This window comes from Corynebacterium sp. MSK035 (assembly GCF_030232615.1).
Lineage (GTDB): Bacteria > Actinomycetota > Actinomycetes > Mycobacteriales > Mycobacteriaceae > Corynebacterium > Corynebacterium jeikeium_D.
This window is the reverse complement of record NZ_JASPJP010000012.1, coordinates 36,842-56,447: the sequence shown is the minus strand read 5'-3', so window position 1 is coordinate 56,447 and position 19,606 is coordinate 36,842. Positions and strand designations below refer to the sequence as shown.

Below are 19,606 nucleotides of genomic sequence, written 5' to 3'. Positions count from 1 at the left end.
GCCCCAATATAACCATGCACCCCGGATCCACCCTGCGTGCTGGTTAGCCGTTCTCCGCCACCTGCATCGGGTCCGCTGCAGCACCTGCTCCAAACTTCGCGCCCTCAGCGGCCGCTGGCACATCAGCGGAACCATGCAGAGTCGGAGAACCCTCCATGCCGGCCAGCCCGTTCCAACACAGGTTCACGATGTGCGCCGCCACCGTCTCCTTATCCGGACTGCGCTTCTCCATCCACCAGCGAGCGGTCTGCGAAACCATACCGACCATGCAGTTTCCGTAGAGCACCGACATGGCCGGGTCGAAGCCGGCGCGTTTGAAAGCCTCGGCAAGGATAGGCGTAATCGACTCAGTGGCATTATTCAGCAGCGTCTCATAGCCACCCGCCACGCCGGGGTCGCGAGAAATAATGGAGAATCCCTCCGGGTTTTCCTCCACATAAGTCAGCAGTGCCAACACCGCCTGTTCGATGCGGTAACGCGAGCGTCCCAGGGACAACGCTTCCCTAATCGTGGCCTCCAGGGTCTTCATCTCCTGGTCGACGACTGCCTGGTAGAGCCGCTCTTTGGTACCGAAATGCTCGTAGACAACCGGCTTTGATACCCCAGCTGCGGCAGCGATCTCCTCCATTGAGGCGGCATCAAGCCCCTTGGCGGCAAAGATTCCACGGCTGACTTCTGTCAGCTGAGCTTTGCGCTGTGGACCGGTCATACGTCGTCTCGGAGAATTGGAGGCCATGCTTTTAGATTAGTGGCTAAAGTCTTGCTATCGTATATCGCAGGCGCAAGCGAGTTGGCTGAGTCGAATCAGCCATGCAATTTTTCGCGTTTGCCCCATTCTCCCATGGTGTAATGGCAACACTCCGGTTTTTGGTACCGGCATTCTAGGTTCGAGTCCTGGTGGGAGAGCAAGCGGGGGGCCGGCCCCTTAATTAAGAAGTGACTTTTCGCCCCGCCGTGACCGTGATGCACCCTGACCGAGGAGTAGCAAGTTTCATGTCGAACGGTTCGGCCACCGCTGTGGTCATTCTCGCCGCGGGTCAAGGCACCCGAATGAAATCCGATACGCCGAAAATGCTGCACGCTATCGGCGGTCGTACCATGTTGGAGCACGCGCTCTATGCCGCCAAGGGCATTAATCCGGATGAGATTGCTGTTGTCGTTGGCCACCAGCGCGAAAAGGTAATCGACGCCATCGGGACTTGGGCCTCGGACACCGAGCACTCCAACGGTGTCGTCATTGCCCACCAGGACGAGCAAAACGGTACCGGCCACGCTGTTCAGTGCGCGCTGGAGCACCCCGAGCTGCAGAACTTCGATGGCACCATCCTGGTGACCACTTCCGATGTTCCGCTGCTGGATTCCGAAGCGCTCCAGGCGCTGCTCGAAGAACACAACCGCAAGCCACGCGCTGCCGTGACTGTGCTGACCTCCACTGCTGACAACCCGCACGGCTACGGCCGCATCGTTCGCAACGCCGACGGCGAAGTTCTGCGCATCGTGGAGGAAAAGGATGCCTCCGACGAGGAACGCGAGATCACCGAGGTCAACTCCGGTGTCTACGCATTTGATGCCGAGACCCTGGCAAACGCTCTCAAGCAGCTGGACACCAACAATGCCCAGGGCGAGCTCTACCTCACCGATGTCATCGGCATCGCCCGTGAGGCCGACCGCTCAGTGCGAGGCCACCGCCTCGCCGATGCCACCGTCGTCGCCGGTGTCAATGACCGCGTCCAGCTGGCTACCCTTGGCCGCGAGCTCAACCGTCGCACCTGCGAGGCAGCTATGCGCGGGGGCGCCACTATCGTCGATCCGGACACCACGTGGATTGACGTTGAGGTGGAAATCGGCCGCGACGTCACGATTCTGCCGGGCACGCAGCTGCACGGCAAGACCGTGATTGGCGACGAGGCCACCGTGGGACCGGACACGACACTGACCAACATGGTCGTCGGCAAGCGCGCCAGCGTCGTACGTACACACGGTTCCGATTCGGAGATCGGCGAGGATGCGACGGTCGGACCGTTCACCTACATTCGCCCGAACACCAAACTCGGTGTCGGCGCGAAGCTCGGCGGCTTCGTAGAAGCGAAGAACGCGCAGATCGGAAACGGTTCGAAGGTTCCGCACCTGACCTACGTCGGCGATGCGGAGATTGGCGAGCACTCCAACATTGGTGCCTCCAGCGTGTTCGTGAACTACGACGGTGTCAACAAGCACCGCACCATTATCGGCTCGCATGTTCGCACCGGCTCCGACACCATGTTCATCGCTCCGGTGACCGTGGGTGATGGTGCGTACTCAGGTGCAGGTACTGTTATTAAGGACGACGTTCCTCCGGGAGCATTGGCGGTCAGTGGTGGCCGTCAGCGCAACATCGAGGGATGGGTCGAGCGGAAGCGTCCAGGTACCGCTGCTGCTGAGGCATCGAAGGCGGCTCAGGTAGCTGACAACGCTGACAACAACAAGGAAGACCAGGAAGGCTAGACGGCAGATGACCGGCCAGTGGATCGATAACCAAAAGAACCTCATGCTCTTCTCCGGAAGGGCACACCCGGAATTGGGCGAGGCAGTTGCCAAGGAGCTCGGCACAGAGCTGACTCCGATGACCGCTCGTGATTTTGCCAACGGTGAAATCTTCGTGCGCTACGAGGAATCCGTCCGCGGTTCCGATGCCTTCGTACTGCAGGCGCACCCGGCACCGCTGAACAAGTGGCTCATCGAGCAGCTGATTATGATTGACGCGCTCAAGCGCGGTTCGGCCAAGCGCATCACCGCTATCCTGCCGTTCTTCCCATACGCCCGCCAGGACAAGAAGCACCGTGGCCGTGAGCCGATTTCCGCTCGCCTGGTCGCTGATCTGCTCAAGACCGCAGGCGCTGACCGCATCGTCTCCGTGGATCTCCACACCGACCAGATTCAGGGCTTCTTCGACGGCCCGGTCGATCACATGCACGCCATGCCGATTCTGTCGGAGTACATCAAGAAGAACTACTCCCTGGACAACCTGGTCGTGGTCTCCCCTGACGCCGGCCGTGTGAAGGTTTCCGAGAAGTGGGCCAACACCCTGGGCGACGCCCCGCTGGCCTTCATTCACAAGACCCGTTCCGTCGATGTCGCAAACCAGGTTGTCGCCAACCGCGTGGTCGGCGAGGTCTCCGGTAAGACCTGTCTGCTCATCGACGACATGATTGACACCGGCGGCACCATCGCCGGCGCTGTCAAGGTGCTGCGTGAGGCTGGCGCTGAGGATGTCATCATCGCTACCACGCACGGCGTCTTCTCCGACCCAGCTCGCGAGCGCCTGTCGAAGTGCGGTGCCCGCGAGGTCATCACCACCGATACCTTGCCGCAGTCCACCGAGGGCTGGGACAACCTGACCGTCCTGCCAATCGCACCACTGCTGGCTAAGACGATCCACGAGATCTTCGAAAACGGTTCCGTCACCACCCTCTTCGAGGGTCAGGCATAAGTTCTTTCCGCTTGCCGACGGGCACCCCGCCGCGACCAGCAACCTAGTTTTGCTGGTGGTGGCGGGGTTTGCTGTTTGACCTGTTAGTCCACTACAATTTCTCCGGTAAGTCTCGGCGAGGGCGGCCACAGAAGGTGGTTGCCGTTATCGACGCGACGCTCGCAGCCCAACTTTTGCGCCCACGGTGGCATGGATGCGGCACGTGCTCGACTCGACGACTCAATATCGAATCGTTTAGGAGTCCATTTTCATGGCAAAGCCCAACATCATCAAGATTGATGCTCGTAACCGCACCGAGTTCGGCAAGGGTGCCGCTCGCCGTGCCCGCGTTGCTGGCGACATCCCTGTTGTCATCTACGGCGCTGACCTGGATGCCCCGAAGCACATCCTCGTTGACACTCTGGATTTCCACGCTGTCATCCGTAACCACGGTGTCAACGCTGTTCTGGACGTCAACATCGAGGGTGAGTCCCAGCTGTCCATGGTCAAGGCTGTTGACCAGAACCCGCTGACCCTCGACATCGACCACGCTGACCTGCTCGCCATTCACCGTGACGAGAAGGTTGAGGTTGAGGTTCCGGTCGTTCCGACTGGCGAGCTCGCTCCGGGCGCCCTGCTCATGCAGGATGCCGAGACCATTCTGGTCAACGCACCGGTTCTGGCTATTCCGGAAGAGATCGAGGTCTCCGTCGAGGGTGCAGAGGTCGGCACCATGGTTCACGCCGGCGACGTTACCCTGCCGGAGGGCCTGGTCCTCACCGACGACGCTGACCTTCTCATCTTCAACATTGTCGAGCCGGAGGAAGAGCCGGCTGGTGACGTCGATGCCGACATCGAGGGCATGGGCGAGGCTGAGACCCCGGATGAGCCAGCTGAGGAATCCGCTGAGTAATTATGAACTCGCAGGCCTAGCTACCACAGCTAAGTAAAAAAAGGGACGGACACTCTGGTCCGTCCCTTTTTTGTTCTTGAAACTCCCCGAAGCCAACAGACCGCGCGCTGTGTGCCAAGATTGAACTCATGAACGCCTCCACCACACCTTTGCTTGTCGTGGGGCTCGGCAACCCTGGGCCCAAATATGAACTCACCCGCCATAACGTCGGGCATCTGGTGCTAGATGAACTAGCCAGCCGCACTTCTCCGATGCCGTCGTCGTTTAGCGTGCACAAGAAGTCGAATGCTGAGATAGTCCAGACTCGGTTCAAGACTTCCGACGGTGGCGAGCGGAGGGTGATTCTGGCTAAGCCCCGGACGTACATGAACCTGTCGGGTGGACCGGTCGCGGCGCTGACAAAGTTCTTCAACGTCGCACCTACCGACGTCGTGGTAGTCCACGATGAGCTGGACCTGGACCCGGGCGTGGTGCGCCTCAAGCGCGGCGGGGGCGAGAATGGCCACAATGGCCTGCGCTCGACCACGAAGTCGTTGGGCACGAAGGACTACATGCGCGTGCGCATTGGCATTGGCCGTCCTCCGGGCCGCCAAGATCCGGCGGACTACGTGCTGCGTAACTTCAATGCTAAGGAACGCGAGGAGCTCGCTTTCACTCTGCCCACTGCGGCGGAGGCGGTGGAGCTAATCGCCAGCCACGGGCTGGAGATTGCGCAGAACCAGATTCACGGGCGGTAGCAGAAGCGGGAGGGGGGGGGCTATTTTCACGTTCCCGGGAGCTTCAGTCTTTACAGCTCGTCGGTGTTCGTGCTGCTCGGCGTTTTCGTCGGCGTTTTCGCTCTGTCCACCGAGCGCCTGGCGGTGGGATTCGGGAAGCTGCGGCAGGGCGCCCGTGAGGGCATCGACCAGGTGATGAGGATCAGGCGCCCGAGGAGCTCCCCGTCCGGCACGCCCACGACTCGGCGTAGCGGCCGCCCTTCGCCAGCAATTCATCGTGCGTGCCCCGTTCTGCGACCGTCCCGTCCTCCGAAAGCACGACGATGAGGTCGGCATCGCGAACGGTGTGCAGGCGATGGGCGACGACAATCACGGTGCGATCGCCGCGCAACGCCTCCATCGTGCCGACGATCGCCCGCTCAGTGGCCGCATCCAGCGAGGACGTCGGCTCGTCGAGAAGCACCACCGGGGAATCCTTCAGAAGCGCCCGGGCGATGGCGAGGCGCTGCCGCTCGCCTCCCGACAGCAGCGTCCCCTCCTCCCCCACCGGGGTATCCCACCCGGAAGGCAGCAGCTCCACGATGCGGTCCACCCCGGAACGCCGGGCGGCCTCGCGCAAGCGATCCCCGTCACCGGGCTCGGAACCGAATCCGGGATCGGCGAAGACCACGTTGTCCCGCACGGACGCGTCGAAAAGGAACGTCTCCTGGAACACCGGGGTCACCAGCGAGTTCACGCCGTCGGTGCCAATCCGAGGCAAGGGTACCCCGCCGATGAGGACCTCCCCCGAGTCCGGATCATGAAAACGCGACAGCAGCCGCATGACCGTCGTCTTGCCCGCCCCCGACGGTCCCACTACGGCAACCAGCGCTCCCTGAGGGGCACGGAAGCTGACGCCGTCGAGAACCTTCTTATCCCCGTACCCGAAGCTCACGTCGCGGAACTCCACGTCATGCCCGTCGGGCAGCTCCGGTGCGGCAGGTTCGGGAAGGGCGGGGATTGCCCGCAGGTCACGCAACGCAGCCAACGTGTTGCGGCCCGCACCGAAACCGCCGGACAACGCTCCCGCCGTGGTGATCGGTCCGGTGAACTGGACGACCACGATGAGCATCGGCGCCAAATGCGCCGGCGCCATCCCGCCCGTCGCGGCGACTGCCACGGCGACTATCACCGCCGCCGTGAACACCGCATGGACGACCGAACCCAGCCGTCCGATGGCCGCCCCCTGCGTCGACGTCGCCTTCGCGAACGCATCGTGTTGGGCCCGGATTGCCTCATCCACCATCGCGTCCGCCGCCGAACCGTCGCCCGCGGCGCGAATCGCCTGCTGGCAGCGGGTGAACTCGATCAGCCTGCCGGAGACGGCAGCGACGGCGTCAGCATGCGCTTCGTCCGACTCCCCGCCGACGCGACCAATGGCCCGGTAGGCGAAGAAGATCACCGGCGCCGACGCGACGAGAACCAAACCGACGCGCCAATCCACCGCCAGAATTCCGAAGGCGATGACGGTCGGCGCAACCGCCGCGGCGATGACAGGCCGCAGGATCACGTGCGGCACGGACGCCGCGAACGCGATACCCGACGATGCCATCTCCGAAAAGCGGCCGGCCGTGGACTTGGTGACGTACCCGAGTGGCAACGTCAGCACGCGTTCGCCCAGAGAACGCAGTAGGGACGACAGCACCGCTGCGGAATTCGCCCTGCCGACCGTCCCCGCGGCGAGAGACAGCACCGCATGGGCGGCCGCGAGGCCGGCGATGACGCCGGTGAAACGCCACGCCGTCGCATCATCTCCCTCGGCCAGAGCCGACAGCAGCGGCAGCAGCGCGACGAACGCCGCTCCCTGAGCCAGCGCGGCAAGCGCGGCCAACGCAATGAGCCACGCCAGCGTCATTCTCGAGCGCCGATCCGTCATCGACCACAAGTCCCGAATCATCGGTTCCCCGCCTTTTCATCGTCTAATTCAGTGCCCCGCGGGGCGGATGGTTCGTCGTCGAGCGCGAACGCGCGCCACAAATCCCGGTAGCGGCCACCGCGCGCAAGCAACTCGTCGTGAGTACCCGCCTCCGCAACCGCTCCCCCGTCGAGAACGAGGATGCGGTCGGCGTTGCGGATCGTGCTCAACCTGTGCGCGATCACAATCACCGTCCGTGAACGGGCCAAACGCTCGATTGCGGACTGGATGAGGGCCTCGGAAGCCGGATCCGCGTAAGCGGTTGCCTCGTCGAAGATGAGCACCGGCGCGTCCGTGACGATCGACCTCGCGATGGCCACGCGCTGCGCCTCACCACCGGAAAAGGTCACGTCGACGTTGACCACCGAATCCAGGCCCTTCGGCAGCGCCGCGATGACCGCATCGAGGTTCGCGAGCTTCGCGGCCGCCATGATTTCGCCGTCGGTGGCGTCTCTCCTGGCCAGCCGGATGTTCTCCCGCAACGGCAGCGTGAGCAACTGCGGATCTTGGAACACCACCGACACCGAGCGGTGCACGTCGCGCACGGCGATGTCGCGAAGATCGGCGCCACCCAGCAGCACCGAGCCTTCAACGGGGTCGTGGAAACGCGCCAACAGCCGGGCGACGGTGGACTTTCCGGAACCGGAGGACCCCACCAGCGCAGTGAGGGTCCCCGGTTCGAACGTCGCGGACATCCCGTCGAGGACCCGCGGCCCATCGCCGTAGGCGAAGACCAGGTTCCGGGCCTCGAGCGCGCCTCCGCGCACGGGCACCGGATCGGCGGGCTCGACGATCGGCGGCGTGCCCAGCACCTCCGCGATGGACTTCAGGGCAGCGATCCCCGCGATGATGGGTTCGGAGTTCATGGCCACCCGCACGATCGCCGCGGAGAGTCCAAGGCCGAGAACCAGCCCGGCGACGAGCCCCTCCGGTAGGCCGCCCGCGGCGTCCCTCAGAGCGAGGCCGGCCCCGCACACCACTGCGAGGACTGTAATCGGGGACGTCACCACGTCGATGACCCCGAGATAGATGTTCGACTGCCGGGACCAGGCAGACCACGCACGGACGAACGACAGCGCCGCGGCATCGTAGCGACCCGCGCCCTGGTTGGCGCGTCCGAAGGACTTCATCACTGAGATACCTCGCACCAACTCGATGACCGCGGCCGTCACTCCTTCGGAGGCTCGCTCGTAGTCGCGCTGAAGACCGGCTCCGCGCGAAATCATCACACCCATCAGGGCGAAGGTGACCAGCACCGGGACGACCGCCACCGCCGCGATCCGCCAATCCACCGCGACGAGCGCGATGAGGGAAAGCAGGGGAACCAGCACCGCCACCACGGTCTCACCGACGGTGTGGCCCATGAGCTGGTGGACAGCCGCGACGTCCTTCTCAACCGACCCGATGATTCCCGACGAGCGCCGGGCGTCCAGCCAGCCCAGCGGCAACTTCCGGATTTGGGCGACCAGCTGGCGCCGGAGGTGGAGCTGCAGGTCGTTATCCGCCCGGTGCGAGAGCATACCGGCGGCGCCGTCCGCGGCCATGCGCACCGTTGCGGCGACGACGATGACAGCCACGGCCAACCACGTCCGATGCTCCGGGGCCTCCGGGTACGTCATCGCGATGTCGATGATGCCGACCAGCGAAGCGACGGTAGCCACCGACGACAGGACGGATAACGCGACCACCGCACGCATCCGGGTCCGGATCGGGGCGAGCAGCGACCACGGGCTTACGGTCCCGTCCACGGCGCTCACTTGCCCGCCTCCCCGATCGTGCTTTTCTTCGTGAGAGTACAGAAGTACACCATGCCGGCGTGTGAGGCTCCGCCCAGCTTCAGCCCGTTGGCTTCGGCGAGGTCCTCGAGCTCGCTGCCCCGGAACACCCGGTGGCCCATCTTCGCCATGACGGCCATGTCGACCCGCTCGTTCACGTCGGGATCCTCGGCGAACGTCTGCACGTAAGCGATGCCGTCGTCGGCGAGCAGCCCGGCGACCCTGCCGAGCACAGCACCCGCATCCTTCATTTGGTGGAGCGCGCCGCACACCCAGATTTCATCGGCCCCGCCGGTCTCTCCCGCGAGCGGCGCGAGGACGTCGGCGACGTGGAATTCCGTCCGGGCCCCGACCCCTTCGACGGCGGCGCGTTCGCGGGCGATGCGGATCGCATTGGGCGACAGGTCGTAGCCGACGATGTTCGCCCTGCGATAGCGAGGCTCGGCGGCAAGCATGCGGGAGAGCCACCCGGTTCCGCAACCGAGGTCGAGAACCCGGGCCGGCGCATCCGGCCCGGGATCCAGCGCACGGAGCTTCCGATACACGGCGGCGGCGTCCATCGGTTCACGCGCATAGCGGCTGAGGAACCTCGGCTGGACCTTGTCCTCGTAGGCCACGAGGAGTCTGCGGTTGTTCTGGACGATCTGGGCAATCGACTTCATCTGGTTCTGTCTCCGGGGGTGTGGGCCGCGTCCACGCGGCGGTTTCGGGTTAGGTGCTCGGGTTCGCGGGCCGTCGTCGGCGGCGCCGCGCCCGTGGACGTGCCCGTCATGCAGACTCCCCCGGCCTCGTTTTCACGGCGATGCCCCACGCCGCGAGCACGGCGATGCCTAAGAACCAGGCCGCGCAGACCACCAGACCCGCAGCCCCGGTGCCGTTGACGGCCTCGCCGGCCGCGGATACGGGGGTGTGCCCGGCGATTCCGCGCAGGAGAGGACGGAAGTGGTCGGCGGGCATGAGCACCGTGTTGACGAACATCGCAACGATGATTAACGGGATGAGGGCCACGGAACCCTGGGGGCTGGTGATGGAGAACGCGATGTACGTGCCGGTGCATGCGGCCGCCGCGGCAACCATCGCGCCGGTCACCGCGATCCTCCACCACCAGGACACCTCCGGGGGGCCGTCGGAAAGCAAGGCGGCCACCGCCGCGACGACGACCGTCATCGCCATGATCCGGATGAACTCGGCAATAATCCGTGCGGCCGGCACGGCCGCGTACGGTGACGGCATGGTGATTAACCGCTCGTGGAAGCCATTGCTGCGTTCAACGAACACGGTGGACGATCCCGTGATGGCCAGGATGAACGCCCACGCCGTCACGACCAGGATGACCGCGTTCCGGAGTTCGAACTCTCCGGTGAGCTGCCTGACCAGGCCACCGAACATGCGGTTGACGATGAACAGGTACACGAGCGGAGCAATGAACGTCATGAACCAGAAGTCGGGGCGCCGCAGCCAAATGTGGGCGATGCGCCGCAAATGCACGAAGATGGCGTCGATCATGATTCGCTCCTCGAGGTGAACCGGCGGATGAACAGGACGATTCCGGCGACCACCGCGACACCGAGCCACAGGGCTGCCTCTTCCCCTGCGCTATCCGGGAAGGCGTCCGGGGACGCCGCCCTGATCACCTCGATCATCGGCGAAAACGGCATGTGACGCACGACGTCGCGCAGGGAGCCGTCCAAAGCGGTCGCCGGAATGAACGCGGTGGAGAACATAAGCAGCAGCATTTCCAGCGCCTGGATCGATGAGGCCGTCGACACCGGGGCGGGCACCATCAGGATCACCCCGTCCGTGACCAGGGACAGAACCGCTGCGGCGAGCAGTGACCACAGGACAGTCCACGCGACGTCACCGACAGCCATGTCGAGGCCACAGGCCCACGCGACGACCAGCAGCGCCGCGATCGACGCGGACATCCGCAGCAAATCGGTGGCGAGCCTGCCGGCGACATAGCCGCCTGTGGCCCCGGGCAACACGCGCACGCGGTCAACAAGCCCGGATTCGACGTCCTGTCCCACCGCCATCGCCGACGCCGCGGCGGTGAACATCGCCGCCTGGAACAGGCAGCCGCCGAGCACGAAACGCAGGTACCCGAAGCCGGATTGCCCCGCCGAGTACCCAAACACCGCGTACAGGCACAGCAGGAAGAGGGGCGGAACTACGAACATGGAGATCAGCGACGCGGTGTTGCGTCGCAACAGCAGCAGATCCCGATGGAGAAACGCCGCGACCGACGTCGCACTCATCGCGCCGCACCCCCTGCGTTCATCGATATGAACACCTCGTTGAGGGTGGGCGGCGACACGCTCAGCGAATCCGGCAACGCTTCCGAGGCCTCCATCGCCCGCGCCACCGCCTCGAGGATCCGCGGTCCGGGGTCGACGTCGAGGGACACCGACTTCCCCGCGACGCGGGCGCGGTCCAGGCACGTTCCCCCGAGGCAGCGGGCGAACGCCTCCGCCCCGGCGGCGGTGGCGAAGGACACGCGGAGCACGTGCGACCCGAAGTCGCGGCGCAATTCCTCCGGCGTTCCGCTGGCGACGATGCGGCGGTCCTTGAGCAGATGGACGTGGTCTGCCAGCGCCTCCGCCTCTTCCAGGTACTGGGTGGTCAGCACCAGGGTCATTCCGTCGTCCCGCAGCTGCCGGATGAAGCCCCACAGCTCTTCGCGGCTGACCGGGTCCAACCCCGTCGTGGGTTCGTCGAGGAACAGCAGCCTGGGCACGACGCACAGCGACGCGGCGATGTCGAGGCGCCGCCGCATGCCACCCGAATAGGCCGACACCAACGTCGAGGCACTGTCTGCGAGCGAGAATTGCGCGAGTAGTTCCGTCGCGCGGGCGGCCGCGTCGGCGCGGTCGAGTCCGCGCAGCCGCCCGAAGAACTCCAGGTTCTCCCGGCCGGTGAGGTTCTCGTCGATCGCCGCGAATTGGCCGGTGGTGGCAATGTCGGCGCGCACGCCCACCGGATCCTCTTTCACATCGCGCGAGAAGATGCTCACCTCGCCGGAGTCTGCGGTGATGAGCGTCGACAGGATTCGGATGAGAGTGGTCTTGCCTGCGCCGTTGTGGCCGAGGAACGACACAATCGCCCCGGCGGGCACGGTGAAACTCACGCCGTCGAGCACATGCTTGCGCATCCGGGCACCGCGCTTTCCCTTACGCCCGCCGTCCGGCGGGGCACCTGCACCGCCTTCGGGCGCGGTGCCCGCTTTGCCCGCAATCGGGTAGCTCTTCGTGAGGTTGCGGACGACGATCGCCGCACCTCGTTCAGCTTTCTCCGTCATCGTTTCCCCTTTTCTTTGGTATCGCAGTGGGCCGCTGTCGGCAGCGGCCCCGTGGGCGGGTTGTCATGCGGCACCTCGATATGGATGCCCGCATCGCGGGCGAAGGCGAGGACCGGTTCGAGGAGCCGGGGGTGGCCGACGAGATCCCGGCACCCCGGCGTGACCGGCTTCCCCGCCACCGCCACAACGGTGGCGGCAGCAATCGCCGCGGTCATTTTGTAGGAACCCGGGCCGGTCGCCCGGACGACGGTCGTCTCGGCCGACGGCCCCGCATCGCCCGCGCCGGCGGACGACAGTGCGACGACCAGCTCGGCGGGTTGCGGAGTGCCCTTCGCCCGCGCCTTCCGCGATGTCACGGCCGCCCCGAGACGGGCGAGCAGACCGGAGACAACGGGCATCGCGTACAGTCTCGACGTGCAGATCTTCTCCACCAACGCATCGGGGAGGGCATCGAAGGCGACGTGGTAGGAATATCCACGGATCGAGGGGCACACCTCGCGTACGACGTCGACGTCCGGGCATTCGTAGCCGATTCCGCTTTGCGACGACACCGGGTTGCGCCGCACTTCGACAATGGCGCCGCCGAGCATCGCGCGGTATCCGCCGCGAATGGTCCGGAACATCGACTCGACCGACGCGGCCCCGGATTCCTGGTCGGCGCCGATTCTCAGATCGACCCGCACATCGCGGACCTCTTCGACCCCCGCAGCGCGAGCCCCGAGAATCAACAGTGCCGTCGACAAGCCCGGGCACAGGCCGAACCCGGTGAGCACGGGAACCCCCTCCCGCCGGGCATCCCCGTCGAGGGCCATGATTGCGCGGCGGGCGTCGATCGAATCGTTGACGTCGATGTATCCGGTGCCTGAGTCAATGCAAGCACGGGCGAGTGAGTCTGCGTGCACCTCGAACGGGCCGGTGCAGTTGACCACCCAATCGTGTTTGCGGAATACCCTGCAGATCTCGTTGTGGCCGGCGGCGATCCTCAGCGGGAAGTGCCGCCCCGGGCCATCGTCCGGTTTCTTTCGGGAAGTGTAGGCCAGCTCGATCCCGTCGACGGCGCCGAGCATCCCCCGGACGAGCCGTCCGGTGACGCCGGTACCTCCGGCCACCAGCACTTTCACAGGTTCGCCCGCGTCGCGGTCCCGTGCTTCCCCGCCGTTTCGTCGATCAGTCACTTTCCATCTCGTTTCCCCGGTCCCGCGACCGGTCGATTCCATCGGACGACGGGTCCACTGCCCTGTCGTCCGTTTCCGGCGCCCGGCGCCGGTGTTCGATGTACTCCCCGATGAGAGCCCCAGTCAGCGCGGCATCCTCTCCGAGGACGAACGAATAGTGGTTTCCCGCGACGCCGGCGACGCAGAGGTCATCGACGAGGTGGTCCCGCCACTGGTCGTGGTTGTGAGCCTCGCCGTCATCGGGGAAAACGAACAGCGCCTCCCTCACCCGCCCCTCGGGCCGGTACCGGGTGCGGGCATCGATGAGCGAGCGCAGCGAGTTGAACTCCGTCGCTGTCACCCGGTCGCCGGAAAGCCCAAGGTCCTCCAGGAGCGTCGGTGCGACCGCTGCGGCCAGGGCACGCAGGCGGGCCCCTCGTTCCTCATCGGTCTCGTCGACCCCGCCGAACTCCGCCCAGAGGCGGGCAACCGGCGTTCCGTGCGGGAGATCGGCGATCGAGGGCATCACCCGGGACAGCAGCCCCTTTTCGGATTCCGCGTCGAAATCCCCGACGTCGACCGCGATCCCCGGAGCCAGGCTGTCGAGAAACACCAGCGCAGGATCGAGATCGGCCAAACGGAGCGCCATCTCGGCCGCGATGGTGCCGCCGAGGCTCCATCCAACGATCGCAGGGGCGGCACCGTCGACGAGCACCTCGCGGACCCGGCCCGAGTAGTGGGCCGCGATATCGCCGATGCCGATAGCGTGGGGGAATGGTCTCTCGAACTCCGCGAAGCCGACACCCCACACCTGCCCGCCACCGGGGATCGCGAGTGCCAGGTCTCGGTAGATGTCGACGGTGCCGAATCCGCCGTGGACGAGGAAGATCGGGCGCGCCTCATCACCGCTGCGCAATAGGACCAGCGAACGGTCCGCGGCCGACGCGCCGGGGTCATCCGCGTCCCGCCGGTCGGTCGGCGTGGCCGTCGACTGGCCGACGAGCTCTGCCACGCCACGTGGCGTCGGCTTGGCCAGCGCTTCCGCGAGCGGCACCGACGCCCCGGTGATGTCCTGGATCCGCTGCATCAGTTTCACGAATCCCAGGGAGTCGTAGCCGAGGAGGAACAGGTCGTCGTCCGCGCCGGCTTCGGCACCGCCGAGGTCGGCCCGGACTATCCCAGTGATGACCGTCAGGTATCCGCGAACTCGGCCCATCAGGTCCCCGGATGCGATCCTCGAGATCGCGCCCGCCCTGTCGCGCTCTGCCGATAACACGCCCGCGACGCCGTCGTCGATCACCCCACCGCCGGAAGAAGTGCCCCCGACCGCCAGGCGCAGGTGCCGAACCTGGCCGACGCTCAGCGGCGCCGCTTCGGAGCAGCCCCCGGCGAAGCCCGACACCGACCTGATGTAATGGTCGAAGATGTCCTCCACCAGTTCCGGTTTCAGGATCTGCTCGACGAAATCCCAGGCGACGTTGATACGCCCGTCGACCTCCATCACCTGGTTGTCCAACAGCACCTGCGGAGTCTGGGAGATGGCGTAATCGACGTCTCCCAGGACGTGGGCATCCTTGCCCGAGCCATCGCCTGCCGCGGCCCCCTCGCCGAACAGCAACGAGGTGTACACGAACGGCGCTATGGCCTGTCCGACGGCCAGACCCCGGTGGCGCGCGATGGTGCCGAGCAACGACACCCCGGAGTACCCGGCCGCCATGTGCCCGAGCAGCCGGTTGCGCAGTTCCGCCGTCCACCAACGGAGATCATGGTCGGCGGCCGCTTTTACAGGCATCAGAATGACGCCGGTGAAATCACCGAAGACGCCGGCGACGTCGGCGATTTCGGAATCACGGTTGTACGTGGTGATGTTGATGCCGACCGAATCCCCCTTCGACCACAGCGACAGGCTCGTCGCATAGCAGGCGAGAAGCAGTGCGGACACGCTGCCGTCGGCGGCGCTGGCCCTTTCCCGCAACAGCGCGGTTTCCTCAGCGGTGAACGTGTACGACAGGCGACGCATCCGCGGCACATCCACGTCCGCGGCCGCACCGCTTGATGGAAGGGTGTTGCCGGGCGGGAACTCCTCGACCACCGTCCGAGTCAACGTCTCTTCGCCCCGCCCGACCGCCGAAGCTTCCCGACGCTTCATCTCCAAGACGTACGTGCGGTAGTCGCCAGTGACGGGCGGAAGCTCCGTTCCTCGGTACAGCTTGTCCAGGTCGTCGATGAAAATCCGCTGGCTCGCCCCGTCTCCGATGATCATGTCCACGCTGAAGAACAGGCGGTGCCGCCCGTCCGGGAGCGCGAACGCCGACAGATGGAACAAGGGCCAGCTGCCCAGATCGAATACCTGGTGGCTCAGCTCATCGCGCTTGCGCCGCACCGCCTCGACCACGGTCGCCTCATCGGCGGTCCGGTAGTCGGCGACATCAATACGGTAGCGCGGAACCTCCGGCAGGATCCGCTGCGTGGCTTGTGCGGTGAACACGACGCGCAGCATCGGATGCCTGCGGATTAGCTTGTCGAGGGCGTCTTCCAGGCGATCGATGTCGGTACCGGGTTCGGTGACGGATTCGATGTAGTAGTGCTCGGTGACGCCGCCCAGCTCGAACCCTGAGTTCCGGCCAACGTAGTAGGCCTTCTGCATGTCAGTCAAGGGGAACGGCGCGTGGGGGTCATCCCCGAATTGTTCCACCGGATCCTTTCCGTAGGCACTCGCGGAGCATTCTCGGGCGCCTCCTGCGGCTGAACCGGCACCGACGGCACAATCGGGGGAAGGCACTGCCTCGGCGACGGCTTCAGACTCGGCCCCGGACTCCCGCATGGCCTCCGATACAAGGCCGGCGATGTGCGCGATGGTCGGGTCGACGATGACGTCGCGGAAACGGAGCCGGACTCCCGTCTTCTGCCGGATTGCGCGAATCATAATCTGGAATTGCAGGGAATCGCCGCCACGGCGGAAGAAGGACTCTCCCGCGCCGCACGCCGAATCCGCGGCACCCGTCGACGGGGCTTCCCCGAGAATCTCGTCGAAGACTCCGGACACCAACTCGATCGCCCCGGGGTCGGCGATGGAACCAGCCGAACCCACGGCTTCGGCCCCCGCCCCGGCGACCTCGCCATCGGCCGTTGCCCCGCCGCCCGCGGCGCCGACGTGCCTACGAATTTCCTCCTGATCCAGTTTCCCGTTGACGGTAACGGGCAGATGCGCCACCGGCAACAGGACCGTCGGCACCATGTACGCTGGCAAGCAGCGGGCAAGCTCGGCCCGGACGGCATCCCGCGAGCCGGTCATATCGTCCACCGGAACGTAGAGGCACGCCAGTAGTCCCCGATCGCCCGATTCGACAACCGCCGCCATCGACGCGGTCACCAGGCCGGACCGCTCGAGGACCGATTCGATTTCTCCGAGTTCGACGCGGAAGCCCGCGATTTTCACCTGACGATCGCGGCGGCCGAGAAATTCCACAAAACCCTCCGCGTTGAACATGCCCACGTCTCCGGTCCGGTAGCAGCGACCGATGCCGGGGACATACCCGAAGGCGGCAGCGGTCCGCTCCGGATCGGCCGCATACCCCTGCGCGACGCCGAGGCCGCTGATGTGGATTTCCCCCGGCACCCCGACGGGGCAATGCACCCCGTCGGGCGCGAGCACGTGGATGCCCTGGTTCGCCAGCGGGTACCCGTAGGGAATGCGGTTTTCCAGGCTGTCGCGTTGCAGCGGGTACTGGATGGACCAAATGCTTCCTTCGGTCGCACCGCCCAGGCTATTGATCGACGCGTTCGGGAACATGTCCATGGCGCGCGCCGGAAGCCCCGCTGCGATGCGATCGCCGCTGAGCAATACGGTGCGCACATCCGGGAACACGTCGTCGTCCGTCGCCCGGACCAGGGCGAGCTCCAACAGGGCGGGCGCGGAGTTCCACAGCGTGACCCGCTCTTCCCGCAAGACGTCGAGGATTTCATCGGCGTTGCGTTCGTCTCCGACCATCGTCACCGTCGCTCCTGCCGCGAACGCACCGAACACGTCGTAGACCGACAGGTCGAATCCCAGCGACGACAATCCGATGATGCAGTCAGCGGAGGTGACCCCATACCGCCGGTTCACGTCGAGGATGGTGTTGACACAGTTGCGATGACTGATCCGCACACCCTTTGGCCGGCCCGTGGTCCCCGAGGTGAAGATGACGTAGGCAAGGTCGTCAGGGGCAGTGCCGGGCGAAGAGTGCGCACCCGCGCTGCCCGCGCGGTCGCAGACTTTCGCGGCTGCAGGCTTGCCGACGCCCTCTACTCCGCTTTGGTCCAGTTCATCGATCACGCCGGTGTCCAGAATCGGGCCCTCCGCACCTGAGGCTTCCACTACGTATTCTTGTCGCTGGGCCGGCATGCCCGCGTCGACAGGCACGAATGCGGCTCCCGCACGCAATGCGCCGACCATGTTGACGATGTCGTCGGGATGCTTGGTGTAGCGCACGATCACCGCATCCCCCGCCCCGACGCCGGAATCCGAGAGTTGGCGGGCGATGCGTCCGGCCCTGGCCCAGACCTCGGCGTAGGTGTACGAGATGCCCCGGGCGGCTAGGCGCACGGCCGGCGCATCCGGAGTCGCCGCGCATGCGGCTTCGACAAGCGAAACCAGGGTGTCATCGTGGATTGGGCCCGCAGCATCGTTGTAGCGGGCGACGGCCCCCTCCGTCTCCGCATGACGGATGGGCAGAGCCTCTCCCCCCTCCGCCACCACGTCCAGGGCCTCCGCAACGGCTCCGAACATCGCATCTACCGCAGGGAAGTAATCGTCGACCACGTCCCACGACAACGCCATCCCGCCCGATGCCGGCATCACCTGGATGTCGAGGCACACCTGCGCGGTTTGCGTGTAGACGCGTTCGATGACCGGGCTGCGCCCGCTTCCCCGCTCGCCGCCGAGGTAGCTGGTGAACACCACCGGAGCGGTGGCCTGGGACTGATTGGCCGCGTCCCGGAGGAATCGCTGTAGCACCTCCACACCGGAAACGCAGCGGTGGGACAGCCCTTCGCGGATGTCCAGGTCGATCGCCTCCGCCAACCCGTCGATGGTCGCGGCTCTCCCGGCGTCGACGCCGACAAGCATCGATGAAGTGAAATCTCCCATCACCCTCGTGCCCGCGGCGAGGCCGCTGCGTTCGCTGACAGTCACGTTGACCGTCAACGCGGATTCGGGCAGCCACCTGCAGACGACGGCGGCGTTGACGGCCATCACCAGCGACGACAGGGTAACTCCAATGCGGCGGGCACGTTCGCTGAGCTTGGCGGTGACCTCCGCGTCGAGCACCGTGCCCAAGCGCCGGGTCGACCAATCGTCGCCACCCCCCACGGCCGCCGGGAACTCCGGACGCCGCGGCAGATCTGCGGCCTTCTTCTCCCAGTAGGCGAGGTCCTCGGCCCGTTTCCCGTCGCGCCGGCGCGCAGAGATTGCCGCCAGGGCATCCCCATATCTGGAAGCCGGAGCCGGCGGCTCCCCGGCCAGCAGGGATTCGAGCTCGTCGAAGAACAGGTACACCGAACCCGCATCCATGACGATCATGTTGAAGTAGATGAACATCCTGCACCCGCCCGCATCTGCGAGCAGCCTCGCGGCGACCATGGGGCCGTCCTCGTTCGACGATCGCGCCGCGGTTCGCATGTCCCGACGGATCTCCCCCACCGCCGCGTCGATATCGTCGCCGGACCCGGCTACCTCGACGGTGGCGAGGCACACGCCGGTCGGGCTCAAGACCCCGGCATCGACGTCGAGCCGATGGAACAGCACGTCGTGACGCCCGAAGACCGCCCGCACGGCCTCCTCCACCTGCGGCAACGAATAGTCGTGCCGGGATTCCGCGTAGATGTACGTCGCTTGGCCGCCAAGCTCGATGTCCTCGTCCGCGCCGAGCAGGTAGGCGGTCTGGATTGGATTGAGCGGGACCGCATCCGCGGGACCAGCCCCATTTTTGCCGGCACAGCCGTCATCCGACTCACCCGTCGCTACAGCGGGATCGGCCCCGGCAGCGGCACCTGCGGCAGATCCGGCATCAGCGCCACCCCGGGCGGCGTCGATGACGGCCGCCAAATCAGCGACCGTGACCCCGGGGTCCATCGCCGCGTAATCGATGGTGACCCCGTACTCGTCCTCCAGCGCCAGCAGCATCTGGAGGAAAGTCAGGGAGTTCGGGATGTGGTCGCGGAGTTTCACGTCCGCCGAATCCAGGTGCACGCCGATGGCGTCGGCGATGGACTCCGACAGCCGTTCGGGGGCGACTCGGGCCCCGGTGCGGGCTCTTCCCACGGCGGTAGATGCGACGGCCGGCGCGATCGTTTCATTGGTCATCGTCA

The 19,606-nt window shown here is 65.8% G+C and carries 13 protein-coding genes and 1 tRNA gene; 5 read left to right on the top strand and 9 right to left on the bottom strand.

The window, feature by feature from the left end:
- Positions 1–43: 43 nt before the first annotated feature.
- Positions 44–736: a TetR/AcrR family transcriptional regulator gene (locus QP978_RS08395; RefSeq protein WP_101687444.1), complete on the bottom strand. Its 693-nt coding sequence runs from the start codon at positions 734–736 to the stop codon at positions 44–46.
- Between the two features lie 99 nt (positions 737–835).
- Between QP978_RS08395 and QP978_RS08390 the strand changes: the two genes are divergently transcribed.
- The 5 genes from QP978_RS08390 (at position 836) to pth (ending at position 5,098) form a co-directional block, all read left to right on the top strand.
- Positions 836–906: transfer RNA gene (locus QP978_RS08390), tRNA-Gln, on the top strand.
- Between the two features lie 87 nt (positions 907–993).
- Positions 994–2,484, top strand: coding sequence for a bifunctional UDP-N-acetylglucosamine diphosphorylase/glucosamine-1-phosphate N-acetyltransferase GlmU (glmU, locus tag QP978_RS08385; RefSeq protein ID WP_070429657.1), 1,491 nt, complete (start codon positions 994–996; stop codon positions 2,482–2,484).
- A 7-nt stretch (positions 2,485–2,491) separates the two neighbouring features.
- Positions 2,492–3,469: a ribose-phosphate diphosphokinase gene (locus QP978_RS08380; protein ID WP_016423206.1), complete on the top strand. Its 978-nt coding sequence runs from the start codon at positions 2,492–2,494 to the stop codon at positions 3,467–3,469.
- Positions 3,470–3,719: 250 nt separating this feature from the next.
- Positions 3,720–4,361 carry a 50S ribosomal protein L25/general stress protein Ctc gene (locus tag QP978_RS08375; RefSeq protein ID WP_038626221.1) on the top strand — a complete coding sequence of 214 codons (642 nt, stop codon included), beginning with the start codon at positions 3,720–3,722 and terminating at the stop codon, positions 4,359–4,361.
- Positions 4,362–4,489: 128 nt separating this feature from the next.
- Positions 4,490–5,098 (top strand): aminoacyl-tRNA hydrolase, encoded by a 609-nt coding sequence (gene pth, locus QP978_RS08370; RefSeq protein ID WP_284857060.1) that lies wholly within the window; start codon positions 4,490–4,492, stop codon positions 5,096–5,098.
- A gap of 181 nt (positions 5,099–5,279) precedes the next feature.
- Here the strand turns inward: pth and QP978_RS08365 are convergent, their stop codons facing one another.
- From QP978_RS08365 to QP978_RS08330, 8 genes are all read right to left on the bottom strand, one after another.
- On the bottom strand, positions 5,280–7,013 hold the full coding sequence (locus tag QP978_RS08365) for an ABC transporter ATP-binding protein (protein ID WP_016423209.1): 1,734 nt from the start codon (positions 7,011–7,013) through the stop codon (positions 5,280–5,282).
- On the bottom strand, positions 7,010–8,788 hold the full coding sequence (locus tag QP978_RS08360) for an ABC transporter ATP-binding protein (RefSeq protein WP_284857059.1): 1,779 nt from the start codon (positions 8,786–8,788) through the stop codon (positions 7,010–7,012). Before QP978_RS08360 ends, QP978_RS08365 begins: the two co-directional genes overlap by 4 nt.
- On the bottom strand, positions 8,785–9,468 hold the full coding sequence (locus tag QP978_RS08355) for a class I SAM-dependent methyltransferase (RefSeq protein WP_284857058.1): 684 nt from the start codon (positions 9,466–9,468) through the stop codon (positions 8,785–8,787). The genes QP978_RS08360 and QP978_RS08355 overlap by 4 nt, the downstream gene beginning before the upstream one ends.
- A 106-nt stretch (positions 9,469–9,574) precedes the next feature.
- Complete coding sequence (locus tag QP978_RS08350) at positions 9,575–10,312, bottom strand: ABC transporter permease (protein ID WP_070653326.1); 738 nt, start codon at positions 10,310–10,312, stop codon at positions 9,575–9,577.
- A complete protein-coding gene (locus QP978_RS08345; RefSeq protein WP_049172223.1) occupies positions 10,309–11,061 on the bottom strand; it encodes an ABC transporter permease in 753 nt (250 codons plus the stop codon). Before QP978_RS08345 ends, QP978_RS08350 begins: the two co-directional genes overlap by 4 nt.
- Positions 11,058–12,101, bottom strand: a complete 1,044-nt coding sequence (locus tag QP978_RS08340; RefSeq protein ID WP_049172221.1) for an ABC transporter ATP-binding protein — start codon at positions 12,099–12,101, stop codon at positions 11,058–11,060. Before QP978_RS08340 ends, QP978_RS08345 begins: the two co-directional genes overlap by 4 nt.
- Positions 12,098–13,276 (bottom strand): saccharopine dehydrogenase family protein, encoded by a 1,179-nt coding sequence (locus QP978_RS08335; protein WP_284857057.1) that lies wholly within the window; start codon positions 13,274–13,276, stop codon positions 12,098–12,100. The genes QP978_RS08340 and QP978_RS08335 overlap by 4 nt, the downstream gene beginning before the upstream one ends.
- Entirely contained in the window at positions 13,269–19,601 is a 6,333-nt protein-coding gene (locus tag QP978_RS08330; protein WP_284857056.1) for a non-ribosomal peptide synthetase, read from the bottom strand. The genes QP978_RS08335 and QP978_RS08330 overlap by 8 nt, the downstream gene beginning before the upstream one ends.
- Positions 19,602–19,606 lie beyond the last annotated feature (5 nt).

Excerpts from the sequence above, each read along its gene's own strand:
- QP978_RS08345 (WP_049172223.1), bottom strand. The coding sequence starts at position 11,061 with ATGAGTGCGACGTCGGTCGCGGCGTTTCTCCATCGGGATCTGCTGCTG.
- pth (WP_284857060.1), top strand. The coding sequence starts at position 4,490 with ATGAACGCCTCCACCACACCTTTGCTTGTCGTGGGGCTCGGCAACCCT.
- QP978_RS08350 (WP_070653326.1), bottom strand. The coding sequence starts at position 10,312 with ATGATCGACGCCATCTTCGTGCATTTGCGGCGCATCGCCCACATTTGG.
- QP978_RS08365 (WP_016423209.1), bottom strand. The coding sequence starts at position 7,013 with ATGATTCGGGACTTGTGGTCGATGACGGATCGGCGCTCGAGAATGACG.
- glmU (WP_070429657.1), top strand. The coding sequence starts at position 994 with ATGTCGAACGGTTCGGCCACCGCTGTGGTCATTCTCGCCGCGGGTCAA.
- QP978_RS08355 (WP_284857058.1), bottom strand. The coding sequence starts at position 9,468 with ATGAAGTCGATTGCCCAGATCGTCCAGAACAACCGCAGACTCCTCGTG.
- QP978_RS08375 (WP_038626221.1), top strand. The coding sequence starts at position 3,720 with ATGGCAAAGCCCAACATCATCAAGATTGATGCTCGTAACCGCACCGAG.
- QP978_RS08395 (WP_101687444.1), bottom strand. The coding sequence starts at position 736 with ATGGCCTCCAATTCTCCGAGACGACGTATGACCGGTCCACAGCGCAAA.
- QP978_RS08340 (WP_049172221.1), bottom strand. The coding sequence starts at position 12,101 with ATGACGGAGAAAGCTGAACGAGGTGCGGCGATCGTCGTCCGCAACCTC.
- QP978_RS08330 (WP_284857056.1), bottom strand. The coding sequence starts at position 19,601 with ATGACCAATGAAACGATCGCGCCGGCCGTCGCATCTACCGCCGTGGGA.
- QP978_RS08380 (WP_016423206.1), top strand. The coding sequence starts at position 2,492 with ATGACCGGCCAGTGGATCGATAACCAAAAGAACCTCATGCTCTTCTCC.